General features: G+C 49.0%; 17 protein-coding genes. 7 read left to right on the forward strand and 10 right to left on the reverse strand.

Annotation, left to right across the window (positions count from 1 at the left end; genetic code table 11):
- Positions 1-63 precede the first annotated feature (63 nt).
- Positions 64-813, reverse strand: coding sequence for an SDR family NAD(P)-dependent oxidoreductase (locus EVJ34_RS12000; protein WP_131485769.1), 750 nt, complete (start codon positions 811-813; stop codon positions 64-66).
- Between the two features lie 122 nt (positions 814-935).
- Between EVJ34_RS12000 and EVJ34_RS12005 the strand changes: the two genes are divergently transcribed.
- A complete protein-coding gene (locus tag EVJ34_RS12005; RefSeq protein ID WP_131434450.1) occupies positions 936-1,562 on the forward strand; it encodes a TetR/AcrR family transcriptional regulator in 627 nt (208 codons plus the stop codon).
- A gap of 34 nt (positions 1,563-1,596) precedes the next feature.
- On the opposite strand, the gene EVJ34_RS12010 is transcribed toward EVJ34_RS12005, so the two are convergent.
- From EVJ34_RS12010 to gloA2, 4 genes are all read right to left on the reverse strand, one after another.
- Positions 1,597-3,042, reverse strand: a complete 1,446-nt coding sequence (locus tag EVJ34_RS12010) for a glycoside hydrolase family 32 protein (RefSeq protein WP_131485770.1) — start codon at positions 3,040-3,042, stop codon at positions 1,597-1,599.
- Between the two features lie 65 nt (positions 3,043-3,107).
- A complete protein-coding gene (locus EVJ34_RS12015; RefSeq protein WP_131485771.1) occupies positions 3,108-4,493 on the reverse strand; it encodes a PTS transporter subunit EIIC in 1,386 nt (461 codons plus the stop codon).
- A 130-nt stretch (positions 4,494-4,623) separates the two neighbouring features.
- On the reverse strand, positions 4,624-5,607 hold the full coding sequence (locus tag EVJ34_RS12020; RefSeq protein ID WP_131485772.1) for a LacI family DNA-binding transcriptional regulator: 984 nt from the start codon (positions 5,605-5,607) through the stop codon (positions 4,624-4,626).
- A 67-nt stretch (positions 5,608-5,674) separates the two neighbouring features.
- Positions 5,675-6,055, reverse strand: coding sequence for an SMU1112c/YaeR family gloxylase I-like metalloprotein (gene gloA2 / locus EVJ34_RS12025; RefSeq protein ID WP_131485773.1), 381 nt, complete (start codon positions 6,053-6,055; stop codon positions 5,675-5,677).
- 279 nt (positions 6,056-6,334) lie between these two features.
- On the opposite strand from gloA2, the gene htpG reads away from it, so the two are divergent.
- The 4 genes from htpG to ahpF all read left to right on the forward strand — a co-directional run bounded on the left by htpG (position 6,335) and on the right by ahpF (position 11,527).
- The gene (gene htpG / locus EVJ34_RS12030; RefSeq protein ID WP_131485774.1) at positions 6,335-8,203 is read left to right on the forward strand and encodes a molecular chaperone HtpG; all 1,869 of its coding nucleotides are present in this window, start codon (positions 6,335-6,337) and stop codon (positions 8,201-8,203) included.
- Positions 8,204-8,298: 95 nt separating this feature from the next.
- Positions 8,299-9,096 carry an SRA domain-containing endonuclease gene (locus EVJ34_RS12035; RefSeq protein ID WP_161568919.1) on the forward strand — a complete coding sequence of 266 codons (798 nt, stop codon included), beginning with the start codon at positions 8,299-8,301 and terminating at the stop codon, positions 9,094-9,096.
- A 331-nt stretch (positions 9,097-9,427) separates the two neighbouring features.
- A complete protein-coding gene (ahpC, locus tag EVJ34_RS12040) occupies positions 9,428-9,991 on the forward strand; it encodes an alkyl hydroperoxide reductase subunit C (RefSeq protein ID WP_034803599.1) in 564 nt (187 codons plus the stop codon).
- Between the two features lie 12 nt (positions 9,992-10,003).
- Entirely contained in the window at positions 10,004-11,527 is a 1,524-nt protein-coding gene (gene ahpF, locus EVJ34_RS12045) for an alkyl hydroperoxide reductase subunit F (protein ID WP_131485776.1), read from the forward strand.
- A 35-nt stretch (positions 11,528-11,562) separates the two neighbouring features.
- On the opposite strand, the gene EVJ34_RS12050 is transcribed toward ahpF, so the two are convergent.
- On the reverse strand, positions 11,563-11,964 hold the full coding sequence (locus tag EVJ34_RS12050; RefSeq protein ID WP_131485777.1) for a hypothetical protein: 402 nt from the start codon (positions 11,962-11,964) through the stop codon (positions 11,563-11,565).
- Positions 11,965-12,106: 142 nt separating this feature from the next.
- On the opposite strand from EVJ34_RS12050, the gene EVJ34_RS12055 reads away from it, so the two are divergent.
- Positions 12,107-12,943: an aldo/keto reductase gene (locus EVJ34_RS12055; RefSeq protein ID WP_131485778.1), complete on the forward strand. Its 837-nt coding sequence runs from the start codon at positions 12,107-12,109 to the stop codon at positions 12,941-12,943.
- 36 nt (positions 12,944-12,979) lie between these two features.
- Here EVJ34_RS12055 and EVJ34_RS12060 read toward each other — a convergent pair whose 3' ends face one another.
- The 4 genes from EVJ34_RS12060 to EVJ34_RS12075 all read right to left on the reverse strand — a co-directional run bounded on the left by EVJ34_RS12060 (position 12,980) and on the right by EVJ34_RS12075 (position 16,087).
- A complete protein-coding gene (locus EVJ34_RS12060) occupies positions 12,980-13,798 on the reverse strand; it encodes a MetQ/NlpA family ABC transporter substrate-binding protein (protein ID WP_131485779.1) in 819 nt (272 codons plus the stop codon).
- 25 nt (positions 13,799-13,823) lie between these two features.
- A complete protein-coding gene (locus EVJ34_RS12065) occupies positions 13,824-14,486 on the reverse strand; it encodes a methionine ABC transporter permease (RefSeq protein WP_029596402.1) in 663 nt (220 codons plus the stop codon).
- Positions 14,479-15,225, reverse strand: a complete 747-nt coding sequence (locus tag EVJ34_RS12070) for a methionine ABC transporter ATP-binding protein (RefSeq protein WP_131485780.1) — start codon at positions 15,223-15,225, stop codon at positions 14,479-14,481. Before EVJ34_RS12070 ends, EVJ34_RS12065 begins: the two co-directional genes overlap by 8 nt.
- A 115-nt stretch (positions 15,226-15,340) precedes the next feature.
- Positions 15,341-16,087, reverse strand: coding sequence for a hypothetical protein (locus EVJ34_RS12075; RefSeq protein ID WP_131485781.1), 747 nt, complete (start codon positions 16,085-16,087; stop codon positions 15,341-15,343).
- Positions 16,088-16,223: 136 nt separating this feature from the next.
- On the opposite strand from EVJ34_RS12075, the gene EVJ34_RS12080 reads away from it, so the two are divergent.
- Positions 16,224-16,652 (forward strand): MarR family winged helix-turn-helix transcriptional regulator, encoded by a 429-nt coding sequence (locus tag EVJ34_RS12080; protein WP_131434428.1) that lies wholly within the window; start codon positions 16,224-16,226, stop codon positions 16,650-16,652.
- Positions 16,653-16,690 lie beyond the last annotated feature (38 nt).

Here is a 16,690-nt window from a genome sequence, read left to right on the forward strand (position 1 = left end):
TTTTTTGAAAAAAAATTTAAAAAGGCCAGAGGATCGTCCTCTGACCTAGATGTACATTTACGTTTATTTTGCTGTGACGCCCCCATCGACGGGGAGTTCGATTCCCGTGATGTGATTCGCCTCGTCCGATGCGAGGAAGAGGACGGCTGCCGCCACTTCCCCCGCCTGACCGAGATGTGGCAGGGCAATTTGATTCAAAAAATGCTGTTTATAGTCCGGATGCTCCATGTGTGGCGCGCTCATCGGCGTCACGATATAGCCCGGATGAACCGAGTTGACGCGAATGTTGTGTTTCCCATAGTCGACGGCCGCCGCCTTCGTAAGTGAACGCACGGCTCCTTTTGAGGCTGTATAGGCACCGGCACCTGCCATACCGGTTAATGCCGAGATTGACGAGATGTTGACGATTGAACCCCCACCATTTTGTTCCATGAGCGGGATCGCATATTGCGTACCGAGCATGACGCCATCGATATTGATTCGGTACGTCCGTGCCCAGTCGTCCTCAGTCTGTTCCAAAAATGGTTTCGCAAGCGCAATCCCTGCGTTGTTGACGAGCACATCGAGTTTGCCGCACACCGATCGGACTTCATCGTAAATTCTTTCCCAGTCACCACGCGAGGTGACGTCGTGCTGAAGCGCGAGCGCCTCGCCCCCGCTTGACCGAATCGTTTCGACGACGTTCGTCACGGCCTGTAAATTAATGTCGGTCGCGACAACAGTCGCCCCTTCGCGTGCGAACAGCTTGGCTGTCTCCTCACCCATACCACTGCCTGCCCCCGTAATGACCGCTACTTTCCCCGTTAACCGCATTGTTCCAGCTCCAATCTTATATTATGATAGTCTAACTATCATAATAATAGTCGATGCACATTCGATTCTCAACGAAACTGCTTCAACGCGTTATAATGACAAGAGAACAAAGAGGTGATGACATGAGTAAACGTCAACAAAACAAAGAAGAACGGTTAAATCGCATTATCAGCCAAGCTGAAATCCTGTTTCTGAAAGACGGGTTCGAGCGCGTCCAAATGCAGGACATCGCTGATGCCGCCGAAATCGGTGTCGCGACACTGTTTCGCTATTTCCCGAAAAAAGACCAATTGATCGTCGCCGCGGCTGTCCGCAACTTGACACCGACGCTCGACGCATTCAAGGAGCTAACGAGTCAGTCGGGAGACGCCTACTCGCGACTCAAGGCGATCGTAGACTATTTGCTCGACCAACAAATGAAACGGACGAGCCATTCTCGTTTCCGTGAAGCGTTCGAGAGTTACGCGTCGTTCGTTCCAACTCCCCTACCAGGGATTGACGATTACATCGAGTTACAACGCGAGATCATGGAGACGCTCGAACCGCTCATCGAAGCCGGGAAGACGGACGGCTCGCTTCGAGGCGACATCGACGTGAAAACGACCGTCGTCACCATCATCAACGCGTTCGGGACGTTCGGCAACAATATCATTTTGAAGTCCCACATCAGTTATTTAGAAGACGATATCGAGCCATTGATCCAACAACGGGTGTTGCGAGAGATGCTCTTGTCGTATGTGCGCCCATAACGAAAGCCCCTTCGCGTGAAGGGGCTTCACTTATTTACTCCGTTACTTCCTTTACTTGGATTGGAGACAAGTCGTGGATGAATCCGGTGATTCCTTCTGTCTCGATTGTCCATTCACCTGTTAAAAAAAATCGACTTGTGAAAACTGTCATCCCTTCATCAACAAAAATCTCAATACTTGAAGCGTCTACAAAAATTCTAATGCTTTGTACCATGTCATAATGCCGATGTGCTTGCCGTACTGTGCCGTATTCGGTTGCATATAGTTCAGTCATATTCGAACGATCTAACGTATACATCTCACGATCTGAATAAAACTCAATCGCATCTCCTTCAGCATTCACGATACTAAACCGGAATGTTTCTTGGAGTGTACCTTCGATTTCAAACCCTCTTCGATGAATTTCTGACTTTGATTGTAGTCGCCGTGAAGAATGGCGAAGATCTTTTAATTCAGCAAGCGGTGACTGTAAAAGATATCTTCCCTTGATAGATAATTCACGAGGAATTGTCAGCATATGTGCCCACATATTTCGGTCCGTTGGATATGCACTCTTGGAATTTCCTAACCAGCCATACATAATTTGACGACCTTGTTCATCTTGATAGACTTGGGGGGCATAAAAATCAAATCCCTTATCCATCTCCACATAACGTTGATGTTTAAAGTCACCTGTATCAAAGTTAAGATGATCACCAATCAAGTAAACAACAGAGAACACATTATTAAATTCATTAGGATCTTCCGAGGTTGCTCCTTGAGGCGCAAATAAGAGGATGCCTCTACCTTCCAACTCAAAATAAGAAGGACATTCCCACATGTATCCAAAGTTTGATACATCAAGCTGCAAAGGACGAACCAAAGACACATCTTCTAATTCCTGCTTATATAATAGGATTGTTCCTTCATGGTCCACATTTTCCGCACCTACAAATAAATAAATCTCATCATCTTTTCGATACGGGACCGGATCTCGAAAATTATAAGTCGTCAAATTAAAGTCAGGATAAATAATCGGTCCTTTTTTATGAATGACACCATGTGAATCACACTGTGCTATACATTGGACTTGTACAAATTTCCCTTCCTCATCTTTGACATTTCCCGTGTAGTAAATAACAAGGTAATCCTCTTGTGAAAGGGCACCACCCGAAAAACAACCGTGTTGATCGTACAATGTGTCAGGTTTCAATGCCACCCCATGGTCCGTATAGTGAATAAAATCTTTCGTAGACAAATGATACCAATGCTTCAATCCATGGACCGGACCTAAAGGAAACCATTGATAGAATATATGATGTATTCCTTCATGATAAACTAATCCGTTCGGATCATTTAGCAGTCCATGTGGTGGTGCGATATGATACGTCGGATAATATAAATCATTTTTTGATTTATTACGGATATCTAATACATACTCTTCTGAAATGTCATCTAATGTGATGAATCGGTTCTCTCTGTTAGAAAAATCAATGACCATTCGTTAACTCTCCTTTAACTGCAGAAGGTGAAAGAAAGGATCCTATCCCTTCTCTCACCAATTGTTTATGCTACCTTCTTTTCCGACTTCGTCTCCTTCTCTCTATAAGCAAACTTTGTGATTGTAAATGAAGTTGCCAAAGCTACTAGGATCACCAAAACGTATAACAACAGACCGTCCCCGATGTAGAGTAGCATCCCAGGAATCATCGTTGAGCCAGTACCGGCTGCAGCAAGACCTAGAACTGAAGCAAGACCCCCACCAACAGCTCCACCAATACATCCAAACAAGAATGGAGACCCTTTCGGAAGGTTAATGGCAAACATAACAGGTTCCGTGATTCCAAAGAAAGCAGGAATGACAGACGTGAACATCGTCGAACGTTTCACTTTATCTTTGATGGCCATCACGATTGCTAAGGCAGCACCAGCTTGACCCGCAATCGCCGCTGTACCAATTGGGTTGATAATGTCATAGCCAGTCTCAGCTACCATCTTCACGGTAACCGGAACGATGGTGTGATGCATGCCGGTTACTGCTAAGAACTGAATCAACCCTCCATAGATTACGCCGCCGATTCCAAATGGTAGTTCGAAGAAGAACATGATGGCATCCGTGAGTAAATTTTCAATCAACAAAATGAATGGGCCGACCAATACAAGACCTAACACCAATGAAGTGAGCAATGTTAGGAACGGTGTGAGAATTAAATCAAGCACATTTGGCACAACTTTTCTAAATGCTTTTTCTAAACGTGCAGCCAACCATCCAATGAACACTGCAGGCAAAATCGAGCTTTGCATACCAGTGATCGACAAATCCAGACCAAAAATCGAGATGATTAAAGGTTCTGCTTCACCAAACGCAACCGCCCACTTATCAGGTAACTGCGGGGCGACCAACATGAGTCCAAGCACGACCCCAATGACTGGCGTCCCCCCAAAATTCTTCATGGCGGACCAAGTGACAAGAACCGGAATAAAAATAAATGCCGTGTCTGTCAGTACTTGAGAGAGGATCAACAGTTCAGGAGAAAGTTCAACACCGAAGCCATCTACAATCAACCCACGAAGACCCATCAATAGACCGGTCGCAATCAAAACGGGAATGATTGGGATGAAGATATCTGCTAATGTTTTGACAAACCGCTGTGGTTTTGACAATTTTTCATTTGCTGCTTCTTTGTAATTCCCTTCATCGACCCCTGTATCAAGCAACTGCTGATAAACTTTGTTAACAAAGCCCGTACCAAGAATTACCTGATGCTGACCCGACTGATAGAAATAACCACTTACGCCATCAATTTCTTGAAGCTGTTCTGTTTCAACCTTCTCACTATCTTTTACAACTACTCTTAATCTCGTTGCACAATGTGTCATTGATTGAATATTATCTTTACCGCCTAAGGCATTTAAAATCCTTGTAGACACCACTTCGACATTCTTGCTCATGTGAATATCCTCCTGTCAAACAAGTAATTAATTGAAACGTTTCCAAAATTATTTAAAATGGAAACGTTTCCGTTTTGTCTTAAATAAAAAAGAAAGCGGATCCGTTAAGTTAAAAATAAACCGCTTTCATTCACTTGTCAACAGGTTTCGTTGTATTCCCTTCATAAAATTCTACAGGAAGGATGTGTTTTCTTACATTTCCGACTTGGTTGATTTGTAGTAGCAACGCATCCACTGCTTTAAACGCCAGTTTCTCAATAGGCTGCTTAATGGTAGAGTGTGTCAGGAAATCCTCTGCGCTTTTACGTGCTCCATCAAATCCGATAATTTGAATATCGTTCGGTATACCTCTGCCTAGCTCGTTACAAACAGCGATGGCAGCAATGGCCCATGTATCATTCATACAAAACAGACCGTCGATAGATGGATGTTGTATAAGAAAATCTCGAATCACACGATGCTTCTCTACAATCGGTTCTGACTCTTCCACAATTTTGTATTCAACTTGATGGTCAATCGCATATTGTTCGAATCCAACTTTTCGTAACATCGATTCGTTCTCAATTTTAGATTTACTACCTATATAGGCAACCGACTGGCAACCACGTTTCAATAATTCTTCGATTGCAATCTGTCCACCTTTGAAATGGTCGCTGGACACATACACAACGTCTTCACGGAAATGACGATCGATGCTGACAATAGGTAAATTACTCGTCACATACGAATCAATTTCCTCGCTATACGTAATCGCAATGATTCCATCGATTTGGTTCTTTTTAAGCATGTCGATATATTCGATTTCTCGCTCAACTTCATTTCGGGAGTTGCATAAAATCAGTTTAAACTGACGACGAAACAACTCTCTCTCCACATGATAAGCGAACTCTGAATAGAATGGGTGCCATACTGTAGGTATAATCAATGCAATCGACTGAGACTGCCGTTTTTTAAAGTTGCGGGCCGCTTCGTTCGGCTCATATTGTAATTCCTGAATGGCCCTTTCAACTTTCAAACGAGTGCTCTCTTTCAATGAATCGGGTTGATTGATATAACGAGAGACTGTTCCTACCCCTACGTTTGCTTTTTGGGCCACATCTTTCATTGTCGGCATTTTCTACACCTCACATCTCAAGCTTTCTCTGTGTATAGTATAGCCTCATTAATGCGCTTATGTGAATTTATTCATGAAGTTCGAGCGGCAGACCGTCCGGGTCGAAGAAGAACGTCATCTTCTCGCCCGTGAATGTATCAATCCGGATCGGTTCTGTCGTGACACCATGCGTATTCAGTTCGGCGACGACTGACTCGATGTCGTCGACTTTGAAGGCGAGATGACGCAATCCGCACGCCTCCGGGAAGCTCGGCCGTTTCGGGCTATCCGGTTTGATGAACAGCTCGAGCTCGTACGCGCCGAGCCGCAGGTCGATCTTGTGGTCGCCCTTGTCCGGACGATGATGCTCGCGGATGACGTCGAAACCGAGGATGTCGATGTAGAACCGCTTTGCCTGGTCATAGTTCGAGGCGATAATCGCCACGTGATGGATTGTATGTAATTCCATAAAAATCCCCCATATACAAAAAAATGAGCACCTCTCACTAGAGGTGCTCTCGAAAAGTCTACCGCGTCGAACCACGCTCCACAACGTGCTCCCGAAGGAATGTCCGCCGTCTTACATAGACCAGCTCATCGCATGTATTCAACTATAGGCGAATCCGGACCTCGCGTCAATCTTTTGTTTGAATCGGGTTGACATCTTCCTAAAAATTAGGATAATCAATAGTGTTAGCACTCTTATAATCAGAGTGCCAAAAATGAACAAACAAAAAGGAGAACGATCATGACAAAGAAACAGTTTCAAGCCGAATCGAAACGAATTTTAGAGTTGATGGTCCACTCAATCTATACGCATAAGGACATCTTCCTCCGTGAGCTCATCTCGAACGCGAGTGACGCCATCGACAAGATGTATTACCGGGCCCTGTCGGACGAGGCAATTGACTTCCACAAAGATGATTACTTCGTCAAAGTCGAGCTCGACAAGGACGCTCGCACGATCACCATCCGCGACACTGGAATCGGGATGACGGCCGACGAGCTCGAATCGAACCTTGGGATCATCGCCAAGAGTGGCTCGCTCGCGATGAAGCAGGCGACGAAGATGGAAGAAGATCACAGCCTCATCGGTCAGTTCGGTGTCGGGTTCTACTCGGCGTTCATGGTCGCCGACCGCGTGACGGTCCGTACCCGCTCGGTCGACAGCGAACAAGGTTACTTGTGGGAATCAGAAGGCACGGACGGCTATACAATCGAGCCGACGGACAAGACCGACATCGGGACCGAGATCACGTTGCACGTGAAAGCCGATACGGACGACGAGACGTACTCATCATTCCTCGAAGAGTACGAGATTCGCTCGCTCATCAAGAAGCACTCGGATTTCATCCGCTATCCGATCAAGCTCGACGTGACGAAGCACCGTCAAAAAGACGACTCAGAAGAGTATGAGGACTATATCGAAGAAGAGACGGTCAACAGCATGGTGCCGATTTGGCGCAAACGGAAGAGCGAGCTCTCGGACGAAGACTACAAGGCGTTCTATCATGAGAAACGCTACGGCTTCGACGAGCCGCTCAAGCACCTCCACTTGAACGTCGACGGCACGATCCGGTATCAGTCGATCCTCTACATCCCATCAACGGTCCCGTTCGACTATTACACGAAAGAGTTCGAGAAAGGACTCGAGCTGTATTCGAACGGCGTCTTGATCATGGAGAAGTCGCCTGACCTGCTTCCGGACTATTTCGGTTTCGTCAAAGGAATGGTCGACTCGGAAGACCTATCGCTTAACATTTCCCGGGAAATGTTGCAACAAGACCGCCAACTTCGCGTCATCGCGAAGAACGTGAAGTCGAAAATTAAAGGCATGCTCGAGAAGATGCTCCAAAACGAGCGTGAGAATTACGAGAAGTTCTTCGAGTCATTCGGCCGTCAAATCAAGTTCGGCGTCTACGACCAATTCGGCGCCGCCAAGGACGAGTTGAAAGACTTGCTCTTGTTCCACTCATCGAACGAGAACAAGCTCGTCACGCTCAAAGAGTACGTCGAGCGCATGAAAGACGACCAGAAGTACATCTATTACGCGACGGGCGAATCGATTCATCGAATCGACCTGTTGCCACAGGCGGAGCGCTTGAAAGAAGAAGGATTTGAGATTCTCTACTTCACTGAAGAAATCGATGAGTTCGCGATCAAGATGCTCCAGTCGTATGACGACAAAGAGTTCAAGTCGATCGCGAGCGGTGACCTCGGGCTTGATGACGAGGCGGCCAAGTCGCTCAACGAGGAAAACAAGGACTTGTTCGCCTTCATGAAGGATGAACTCGGGGACCGCGTCAAAGAAGTGCGCGCGTCGACACGCCTCAAGTCACATCCGGTTTGCTTGACGGTCGCCGGCGACGTCTCGATCGAGATGGAGAAGATTTTGAACACTATGCCGAATGGCGGCGGCATGAAAGCCGAGAAAGTGCTTGAAGTGAACGCCGATCACGCCATCTTCCAGACGTTACAGCGCACCTATAAGGAAGATGAAGCGAAAGCGAAACAGTATACCGATTTGCTCTATCAGCAAGCGCTCCTCATCGAAGGGCTACCGATTGAAGACCCGGTCGCTTATTCGAATGCGGTGTGTGCGTTGATGGCGGAATGATGGAAAGGCAGAGGGCGACCTCTGTCTTTTTCATTTATTCAGTGAGAGACGTGATACAATTTATGTAGATGAAATTCTTAGGAATGAGGTGTCGTATGCTGTTCGAAAAAAATAAGTTGTATAAACGATCTGAACTTCACGATCGTTACGGCGGAAGTCGACAACGAGGGATTAGTACCCCAAATAAACATAAACTCATTTTTATGTTCGATAGTGGGATGGATGAAGAGTTTGGATATAAAAATGGTTGGAACGAAGATGACGGTCTCTACTATTACAGTGGTGAGGGACAGGAAGGAAATCAATCGTTTTCGTTTGGGAATAAAGCACTCCTCAATCATATAGAGAATGGCGAAGACGTTTATTTATTCGAATCGCTCGGACGAGGGACCTACCGCTTTGTCGATCAACTCATTTTAATTGGCTACGATATTCAATTTGGAATCGATAAACATCATAACCAGCGCGAAGTCATCGTCTTTGCTTTTGAACCATTACACGTGATTCAGGAAGAAGCTCATCAATTCTCATCGACGATGCGCTATAAAACGATTGAAGACTTAGAAGAAATCGCTTCTCGTGATCCAAAACGAGCTACTGGTTTAAGTATGTCGGCACGAAAGTTACAAGTTCGCGAACAAACAGCGGCACTTCATTATTATGTGCTAGCTCGTGCCAATGATTGCTGTGAAGCCTGTGGGCAACCGGCTCCTTTTGAAACAGAAGAAGGTCCCTACCTCGAACTCCACTCACTTTATAAAGAATCAGATGACGGTTTGTCACGACCTGATCAAGTTGTAGCGGTTTGTCCAAACTGCCACGCTCGCCTTCATAAAGGAAAAGACCGAGCAGAATTTAATCAACACATTATAAATACAAGTCAGCAACCTTGATCTACTTCAGATCGAGGTTTTTTTATTTGTAATTGATAATCTAGTGATTTATGACGAGAATCATAGATTCATTTTTTCATCAAACCCATGCCGATGAATTAGGTTTTATTTTTTTCGCATAGGTTATTGAAAACAAAAACACATTTTTTTGTAATCGTTTTCTTTCCTTTCATCAAGCGATTTACCCATTTAACGTTGATATATCAACATTTTACCAGACATGCAAACGCCTTGACATTTTTGGCGGGTTATATGAAGTTAGTATTACATTATAATTATTCTAGTAGAGACGAAAGTCCACTAGAGTAAAAAACCAAGGAGGACATATCCCATGTCATTAATCGGCAAAGAAATCTTACCTTTCAAAGCACAAGCATTCCAAACAGGTGAATTCCTCGAAGTATCAGACAACGACTTCAAAGGTCAATGGAGCGTCGTTTGCTTCTACCCAGCTGACTTCACATTCGTCTGCCCGACTGAACTTGAAGACCTTCAAAACGAATACGCTACATTGAAAAATCTCGGTGTTGAAGTCTACTCTGTATCGACGGACACACACTTCACGCACAAAGCATGGCACGAAACATCAGAGAAAATCGGCAAAATCGAGTACATCATGATTGGTGACCCATCACACACAATCTCACGTAACTTCGACGTCTTGAACGAAGAAGATGGCCTTGCTGACCGCGGTACGTTCATCATCGACCCAGACGGCGTCATCCAAACTGTTGAAATCAACGCAGGCGGCATCGGCCGTGACGCGAGCACACTCGTCAACAAAGTCAAAGCGGCACAATACGTCCGCAACAACCCAGGCGAAGTTTGCCCGGCGAAATGGGAAGAAGGTTCTGAAACACTTCGCCCGAGCCTCGACCTCGTCGGCAAGTTGTAAGGAGCGGATTACATGTTAGAAGCAGATATTAAGCAACAGTTGGATCAATATCTCCAGCTCATGGAGGGCGATGTCGTCCTCCGTGTCAGCGCTGGAGACGACGCGGTCTCTAAAGAGATGCTCGACCTCGTGAACGAACTCGCGAGCATGTCGTCACGCATCTCGGTCGAGAACGTCACGCTCGAACGCACACCGAGCTTCAGCGTGAGCCGTCCGTCTGAAGAAACTGGGATCGTCTTCGCAGGGATTCCGCTCGGTCATGAGTTCACCTCACTCGTCCTCGCGTTGCTCCAAGTGAGCGGCCGGGCGCCGAAAGTGGACGCGGATGCGATCAAACAGATTCAAAACATTCAAGGCACGTACCACTTCGAATCGTATATCAGCCTCAGCTGCCACAACTGCCCGGACGTCGTCCAAGCACTCAACGTCATGAGCGTTCTCAACCCGAACATCTCACACACGATGATCGACGGTGGCGCGTTCAAAGCAGAAGTCGAAGCGAAAGAAATCATGGCTGTTCCGACCGTCTTCTTGAACGGTGAGGCGTTCGGCAACGGACGCATGTCACTTGAAGAGATTTTGGCGAAACTCGGTACTGGCCCGGACGCTTCGGCGTTTGAAAACAAAGAGCCGTATGACGTCCTTGTCATCGGTGGTGGCCCGGCCGGTTCAAGCGCAGCGGTTTACGCGGCTCGTAAAGGCATCCGGACCGGCATCGTCGCAGAACGCTTCGGTGGTCAAGTGATGGACACGATGGGGATTGAGAACTTCATCGGCACATCTTACACGGAAGGCCCAAAACTCGTCGCGAGCTTGGAAGAGCACGTGAAAGAGTACGGCATCGACGTCATGAACCTCCAACGCGCGAAGCGCCTCGAGAAGAAAGACCTCGTCGAAGTCGAACTTGAGAACGGTGCCGTCTTGAAGAGTAAGAGCGTCATCCTCTCGACTGGTGCACGCTGGCGCAACGTCAACGTACCAGGTGAAGCCGAGTTCAAAAACAAAGGTGTCGCCTACTGCCCGCACTGTGATGGCCCTCTCTTCGAAGGCAAGCGCGTCGCAGTCATCGGTGGCGGCAACTCTGGGATTGAAGCAGCGATCGACCTCGCTGGGATCGTCAAACACGTGACGGTGCTTGAGTTCGCTTCTGAACTCAAAGCCGACCAAGTGCTTCAAGACCGTCTCCACAGCCTCCCGAACGTGACCGTCGTCACGAACGCTCAGACGACAGAAATCACGGGTACGGACAAAGTGAACGGCATCTCGTACTTGTCGCGTGAGACGAACGAAACACATCACGTCGAACTCGAAGGCGTCTTCGTCCAGATCGGTCTCGTCCCGAACACGGACTGGCTCGACTCGGTCGAACGCAACAACTTCGGTGAGGTCGTCGTCGACCGTCACGGCGCGACGAACCTTCCAGGTGTATTCGCAGCAGGCGACTGCACGAACAGCGCCTACAAACAAATCATCATCTCGATGGGATCTGGTGCGACTGCCGCACTCGGTGCTTTCGATTATATGATTCGCAACTAATCAGAAACGCGTCCTCACATTGGAGGACGCGTTTTTTAGATTTCGAATGTTTTTCCGGAGTCCGGGATGAACAAAATCGATTGACCGGTTTCAGTTTTAAATACATAAGCCACACTTGGAATAAACGGATTCCATTCATCTCCGCTTGTGCGTACACTTTCCGTATAAGTAACGTTCCCATACGTTGTAAATAGTTCTTGTTCCGCTGCAGCGACTGAGTAAGTCGGAATTGAAAGGACAATCGACGCACCGACTAAAAATATCGCAACAAAACCAGACCACCATTTGCGTTTCGGATACGTGATTCTCACTAAGATCAATATTGAAACCATCCAACTAATCGGCACCCAAAACGTCGCTGCCTGTCCGTACCACCTGTCATTCACATAAAACAAAGCAATCGCCACAATCAACCCACTCATCCACCACCACTTCATCCCTATCACCTCACTTCAATTATCCCAAAAACAGGAAAATAGGCAACTTCATTTTAATCCAAACCAACCGCTTCAAACGTTTCATTTCCCCGGAAAGTGGAATAGCGGACAAGAGAACGGATTTTGAATGAGGAGGCATTTTATGAATATCCCAACCATCAAACTGCATGACGGCTACGAGATTCCCGCCATCGGGCTCGGCACCGTCTATTTACGAGGCGAACCGGGCGTCGACGCCATCACGAGCGCCATTCGAAACGGCTATCGGCTCATCGACTCAGCGATTCGTTACGACAATGAAGGGGCAGTCGGCGAGGCTGTCCGTCAATCCGGCATCCCACGAGAGCAACTGTTCTTGACGTCGAAGCTCCGCGCGCAATACTTCGACTACGATGCCGCGCTGGAAATGATTCGCGAGTCGCTCTATCGGGCGAATCTCGACTATTGGGACTTGTTCCTGTTGCACTGGCCAAACCCGAAACAAGACAAATATGTCGAGGCATGGCGCGCACTCATCCAAGCGAAAGAGAACGGATGGATTCGTTCCATCGGCGTCTCGAACTTCATGCCCGAGCACCTCGACCGTTTGATCGAGGAGACGGGTGAGACACCGGTCATCAACCAAATCGAGCTTCACCCCTATTTCTCACAAGTGGAGCAGCGTCAGGCCGACAAAGAGCGCGGGATCATCACCGAAGCGTGGAGCCCGTTGAGTCGTGCTCGGACCGTCACGCATGACGAGACGATCGCCGAGTTAGCGCGACAAAAAGGCAAAACCGTGTCCCAAGTCATCTTGCGTTGGCACGTCCAACTCGGTGTCATCCCGCTCCCGCGTTCATCGAGCGAGTTGCACCAAAAGGAGAATCTCGACGTCTTCAACTTCGAACTGACCGAGGACGAGATGGAGACGCTCAACGCACTCACGAAACCAGACGGTCGCATCGACAACCAAGACCCGAGAGAATACGAGGAATACTAAAAAAAGATTGAGCCACCTGGGCTCAATCTTTTTTCGTTAAAACGCCGGAATCGCCGTTTCTTCGTAATTCTCTTCCAAGAACGCTCGGACTTCGTCACTTGTGAGTGCTTCGCCGAGTTTCTGGATCGCTTCTTCATCTTTGTTGTCTTCACGGGCCACGAGCGTGATCGCGAAGTCGTTCTCGACACCTTCCGTCAAGAGAGCATCGCTCTTCGGCGTCAAGCCGAGTGGAGCCGCGTAGGCCGGCGTCATGAGGACCGCATCGACGTCGTCATACGCACGCGCGAGCATGAGCAAATCGACTTCCTCGAACTTGAGGTTCTTCGGGTTTTCCGTGATATCGGCTTGCGTGTAATACGAACCGTTCTTCTCACCGAGCTCAATCACATCATGTTGGGCGAGCAACGAGAGCGAGCGGTCGATGTTTGAGACGTCATTGGCGATGGCGAGCGTCGCGCCTTCCGGGATGTCGTCCATATTGTCATACTCTTTCGAGTAGACGCCGTAGTTGGCGAAGTAAATCGGTTCGATCGGGACGAGGTTGGCGTCATTGCTGCGGTTGAACTCTTCCATGTACGGGACGTGTTGGAAGAAGTTCGCGTCGACTTCTTTCGCTGCGAGCGCCGTGTTCGGTTGGACGTTATCGCCGAGGACGACGATTTCGAGCTCGATGTTGTCTTCTGCGAGCTGCTCTTTCGCGATTTCAAGCATATCCGTCATCGGTGGAATGAGCGATGCGACTTTGAGCGTCTGCGGCTCATTTGACGGGGCTTCCGTCGTAGATGTTTCCGAGTCGTTCCCGCATGCCGCGAGGACGAGTGTGAGTGAGGCGAAGAGCGTCATTAATTTTTTCATGTGGTTTCCTTCTTTCTGTAGATGATTAGCGTTTGTCGATGAGTCGGGCCACCGTCGTACCGGTGAACTGAATCATCTGGACGAAGACGAGCATGATCAAAATCATGTACATCATCAGCTCCGTCTTGAACTGTTGATAGCCGTAGCGGATGGCAAAGTCACCGATGCCACCGCCCCCGACCACCCCCATGATGGTCGAGTACGAGATGAAGCTGATGATTGACGTCGTGAGCCCGAGGACGAGACCGGAACGGGCCTCGACGTATAGGAACTTGAAGATGACGTCTTTGATGGACGCCCCCATCGACACGGCCGCCTCGACGACGCCACGCGGTACGTCAAGGAGTGACTGCTCGACGAGACGCGAGTAATGGGCGATGGCGATGATGGCGAGCGGCACGGTCGCCGCCGCCGTCCCGATGGCCGTTCCGATGATGAGCCGCGTAAATGGAATCAAAAACACGACGAGTAACAGGAACGGGAACGAGCGGACAATATTGACGATCAAGTTGAGCACGGAGAAGACGGCCCGATTCTCTAACAGTTGTCCTTTTCGTGACAAGTAGAGCCACGTCCCGAGCGGCAGACCGAGGAGGACGGCCGCGAGAATCGAGACGCCGACCATGATGAACGTCTCCCCGATCGATTGCCAAATCTCGGTCTGATATTGCAGGAGCACCTCAGGCATGTGGTTCACCCGCCTTCTTCAGTTGATTGACGAACCAGGCCGGATTGTCGTCGATGTCGGCGACCCCGCTCGGAATGACGTCAATCGTCTCATACACCGCACCGTCCGTCATGACGGTCACGCGGTCACATACTTGTTTGATGGCGTCCATCTCATGCGTCACGATGACGATGGTGACGCCGAGCCGCTCGTTAATCGACTTCAACACGCCGAGCACTTCGCCCGTCGTGTTCGGGTCGAGCGATGACGTCGGCTCATCGCATAACAAGACGTGCGGTTCGTTCGCGAGCGCCCGCGCGATGGCGACGCGCTGCTTTTGACCACCGCTTAGTTGCGCCGGATACTTGTCTTTGAACGACTCGAGGCCGACGAAACGTAGGCACTCGAGTACACGGGCCTCATGCGTCGAGCGCGGGCGGCCGGCCAGCTTCAGTGAGGCGGCCACGTTGTCATAGACGGTCTTGTTCGCGACGAGATTGAACTGTTGAAAGATCATCCCGATGACGTGTCGCTTCTCGCGTAACTGTCGACTCGTTAAGCCCGTCAATTCGTCCCCATCGACCGTGACTTCCCCGGTATCCGGTGTCTCGAGCAGGTTCATCAACCGGAGCAACGTCGACTTGCCGGCCCCACTCGCACCGATGATGCCATACACCTCGCCCCGCTCGATCTGAAGCGAGACGTCACGGACGGCTGCGTCGCGTCCGAACTGCTTGCTGACATTCGTTAACGTGATCATAGACGGTTCCTTTCTTTCGTGATGAAAAAGTGGATGATAACCGTTTTCCATTTTAGCGAACTAAAGCAAACTTGTCAGTTGAGGTGCTTCACAAAAAAGAACCGCACGGGGCGGTTCACTTCAGCGGGTGCTGTTTGAAATGTTCGGCGATATGGCGTCGCATCGATTCACGATTTTCGGCAAAGATGCGATGCCGATGTCCATTCCCTCCGGATGGATGGGGAAATCCGCTCACGACACGTTCCGGCGCGATAATCCGCTTGTCGACGAGCGTCTCGACGGCCCGGCGTACGTTAATCCCCATCGGTAAGATAAGGGCGTCCTCGAGGACAGCCATTTCGTCAGCGAAGCTACCTTCGACATAAGATCGGAACAAGTTCGTCTTCAACATGTCTGGGCTCGATCCGTTATAGTTCTTCCCTTTATAGAAGACCGGATACGGCAACACCGCTGTGTTCTGCACAAGATGGTTCGCCTCGCCGAACAGGTCAAGCGTCGTCGGGAGACCGAGGTGGTGATGCAACTCCAAGTCGTCAAGCATCGTCACCAAGTTCTTACGAATCGGTCCGGAGAAGCTGCCTCGTTGTTTGACGGCTCGGAGCGCCTCCTCGTCGGGCGCGTCCGCTAAATCACGAATCGCCTCGAACGATTGCCGCATTTGGTACAGTCCCGGCGTGATTCCGGCGATGACGACTTTGGCATTCGGGTTGATGTATTCGAACGGCGCATAATAAATCGTAAGTTGCTTGTTCTGGTCCTCCTCGAGCAGCAACGGTTCACTCTTCAGTGTCGCCTCTTCCAAATCGGGTAGATCGAGAATATGTTGTTTATAGCGTTGAAACAAATCGGTGCGTGTCGGCATGCAAGTCCCTCCTCTGTTTTTCTGTTCCCTAAATCGGTCGATCTTATCGAAGCTTCACGAACTCATCTCGCGCATTGACGCGACACATCCGCTTTTGTATAGTTAGGAACGACAAAAACGAATAGGAGTGACCACTTTGACTCCAACAGAACCGACGACACGACTCCTCGACCTCCTCAGTGAGCGACACGACCAAATCCGCCGTATCAGTGAACGGGCTTGGAACGAGCAACACGATATCTACATCTCCAACTCCGAATGGTACGTGCTCGCCCGGATTTATCAAACGAAGCCGACCATTGCCGAAGTGACGCGCAACGTCCACATCTCCCGTCAAGCGATCCATAAGCTCATCAAGAACTTGAAAGCGAAAGAACTCGTCACGGTGACCGATCACCCGACGAGCCGGAAAGATAAATGTATCGCCTTGACCGAACTCGGTGTTCGTTGTTATGAACAGAACGAGGCGTTGAAAGCCGAACTCGAACAAAAAATAGCCGATTCACTCGGTGACGACGCGTTCCGACAGTTGAAAATGTTGTTGAAAGCCGACTGGAATCTGTAATCTCTCCTAACGATCGGGAGGGATTTTTTTGTGTCATA

It is taken from the genome of Exiguobacterium sp. SL-9, assembly GCF_004336985.1.
GTDB lineage: Bacteria > Bacillota > Bacilli > Exiguobacteriales > Exiguobacteriaceae > Exiguobacterium.

What these genes read in the sequence shown, in the direction of transcription:
- EVJ34_RS12000 (WP_131485769.1), bottom strand. Translation starts at nt 813, where the DNA reads ATGCGGTTAACGGGGAAAGTAGCGGTCATTACGGGGGCAGGCAGTGGT.
- EVJ34_RS12005 (WP_131434450.1), top strand. Translation starts at nt 936, where the DNA reads ATGAGTAAACGTCAACAAAACAAAGAAGAACGGTTAAATCGCATTATC.
- EVJ34_RS12010 (WP_131485770.1), bottom strand. Translation starts at nt 3,042, where the DNA reads ATGGTCATTGATTTTTCTAACAGAGAGAACCGATTCATCACATTAGAT.
- EVJ34_RS12015 (WP_131485771.1), bottom strand. Translation starts at nt 4,493, where the DNA reads ATGAGCAAGAATGTCGAAGTGGTGTCTACAAGGATTTTAAATGCCTTA.
- EVJ34_RS12020 (WP_131485772.1), bottom strand. Translation starts at nt 5,607, where the DNA reads ATGCCGACAATGAAAGATGTGGCCCAAAAAGCAAACGTAGGGGTAGGA.
- gloA2 (WP_131485773.1), bottom strand. Translation starts at nt 6,055, where the DNA reads ATGGAATTACATACAATCCATCACGTGGCGATTATCGCCTCGAACTAT.
- htpG (WP_131485774.1), top strand. Translation starts at nt 6,335, where the DNA reads ATGACAAAGAAACAGTTTCAAGCCGAATCGAAACGAATTTTAGAGTTG.
- EVJ34_RS12035 (WP_161568919.1), top strand. Translation starts at nt 8,299, where the DNA reads ATGCTGTTCGAAAAAAATAAGTTGTATAAACGATCTGAACTTCACGAT.
- ahpC (WP_034803599.1), top strand. Translation starts at nt 9,428, where the DNA reads ATGTCATTAATCGGCAAAGAAATCTTACCTTTCAAAGCACAAGCATTC.
- ahpF (WP_131485776.1), top strand. Translation starts at nt 10,004, where the DNA reads ATGTTAGAAGCAGATATTAAGCAACAGTTGGATCAATATCTCCAGCTC.
- EVJ34_RS12050 (WP_131485777.1), bottom strand. Translation starts at nt 11,964, where the DNA reads ATGAAGTGGTGGTGGATGAGTGGGTTGATTGTGGCGATTGCTTTGTTT.
- EVJ34_RS12055 (WP_131485778.1), top strand. Translation starts at nt 12,107, where the DNA reads ATGAATATCCCAACCATCAAACTGCATGACGGCTACGAGATTCCCGCC.
- EVJ34_RS12060 (WP_131485779.1), bottom strand. Translation starts at nt 13,798, where the DNA reads ATGAAAAAATTAATGACGCTCTTCGCCTCACTCACACTCGTCCTCGCG.
- EVJ34_RS12065 (WP_029596402.1), bottom strand. Translation starts at nt 14,486, where the DNA reads ATGCCTGAGGTGCTCCTGCAATATCAGACCGAGATTTGGCAATCGATC.
- EVJ34_RS12070 (WP_131485780.1), bottom strand. Translation starts at nt 15,225, where the DNA reads ATGATCACGTTAACGAATGTCAGCAAGCAGTTCGGACGCGACGCAGCC.
- EVJ34_RS12075 (WP_131485781.1), bottom strand. Translation starts at nt 16,087, where the DNA reads ATGCCGACACGCACCGATTTGTTTCAACGCTATAAACAACATATTCTC.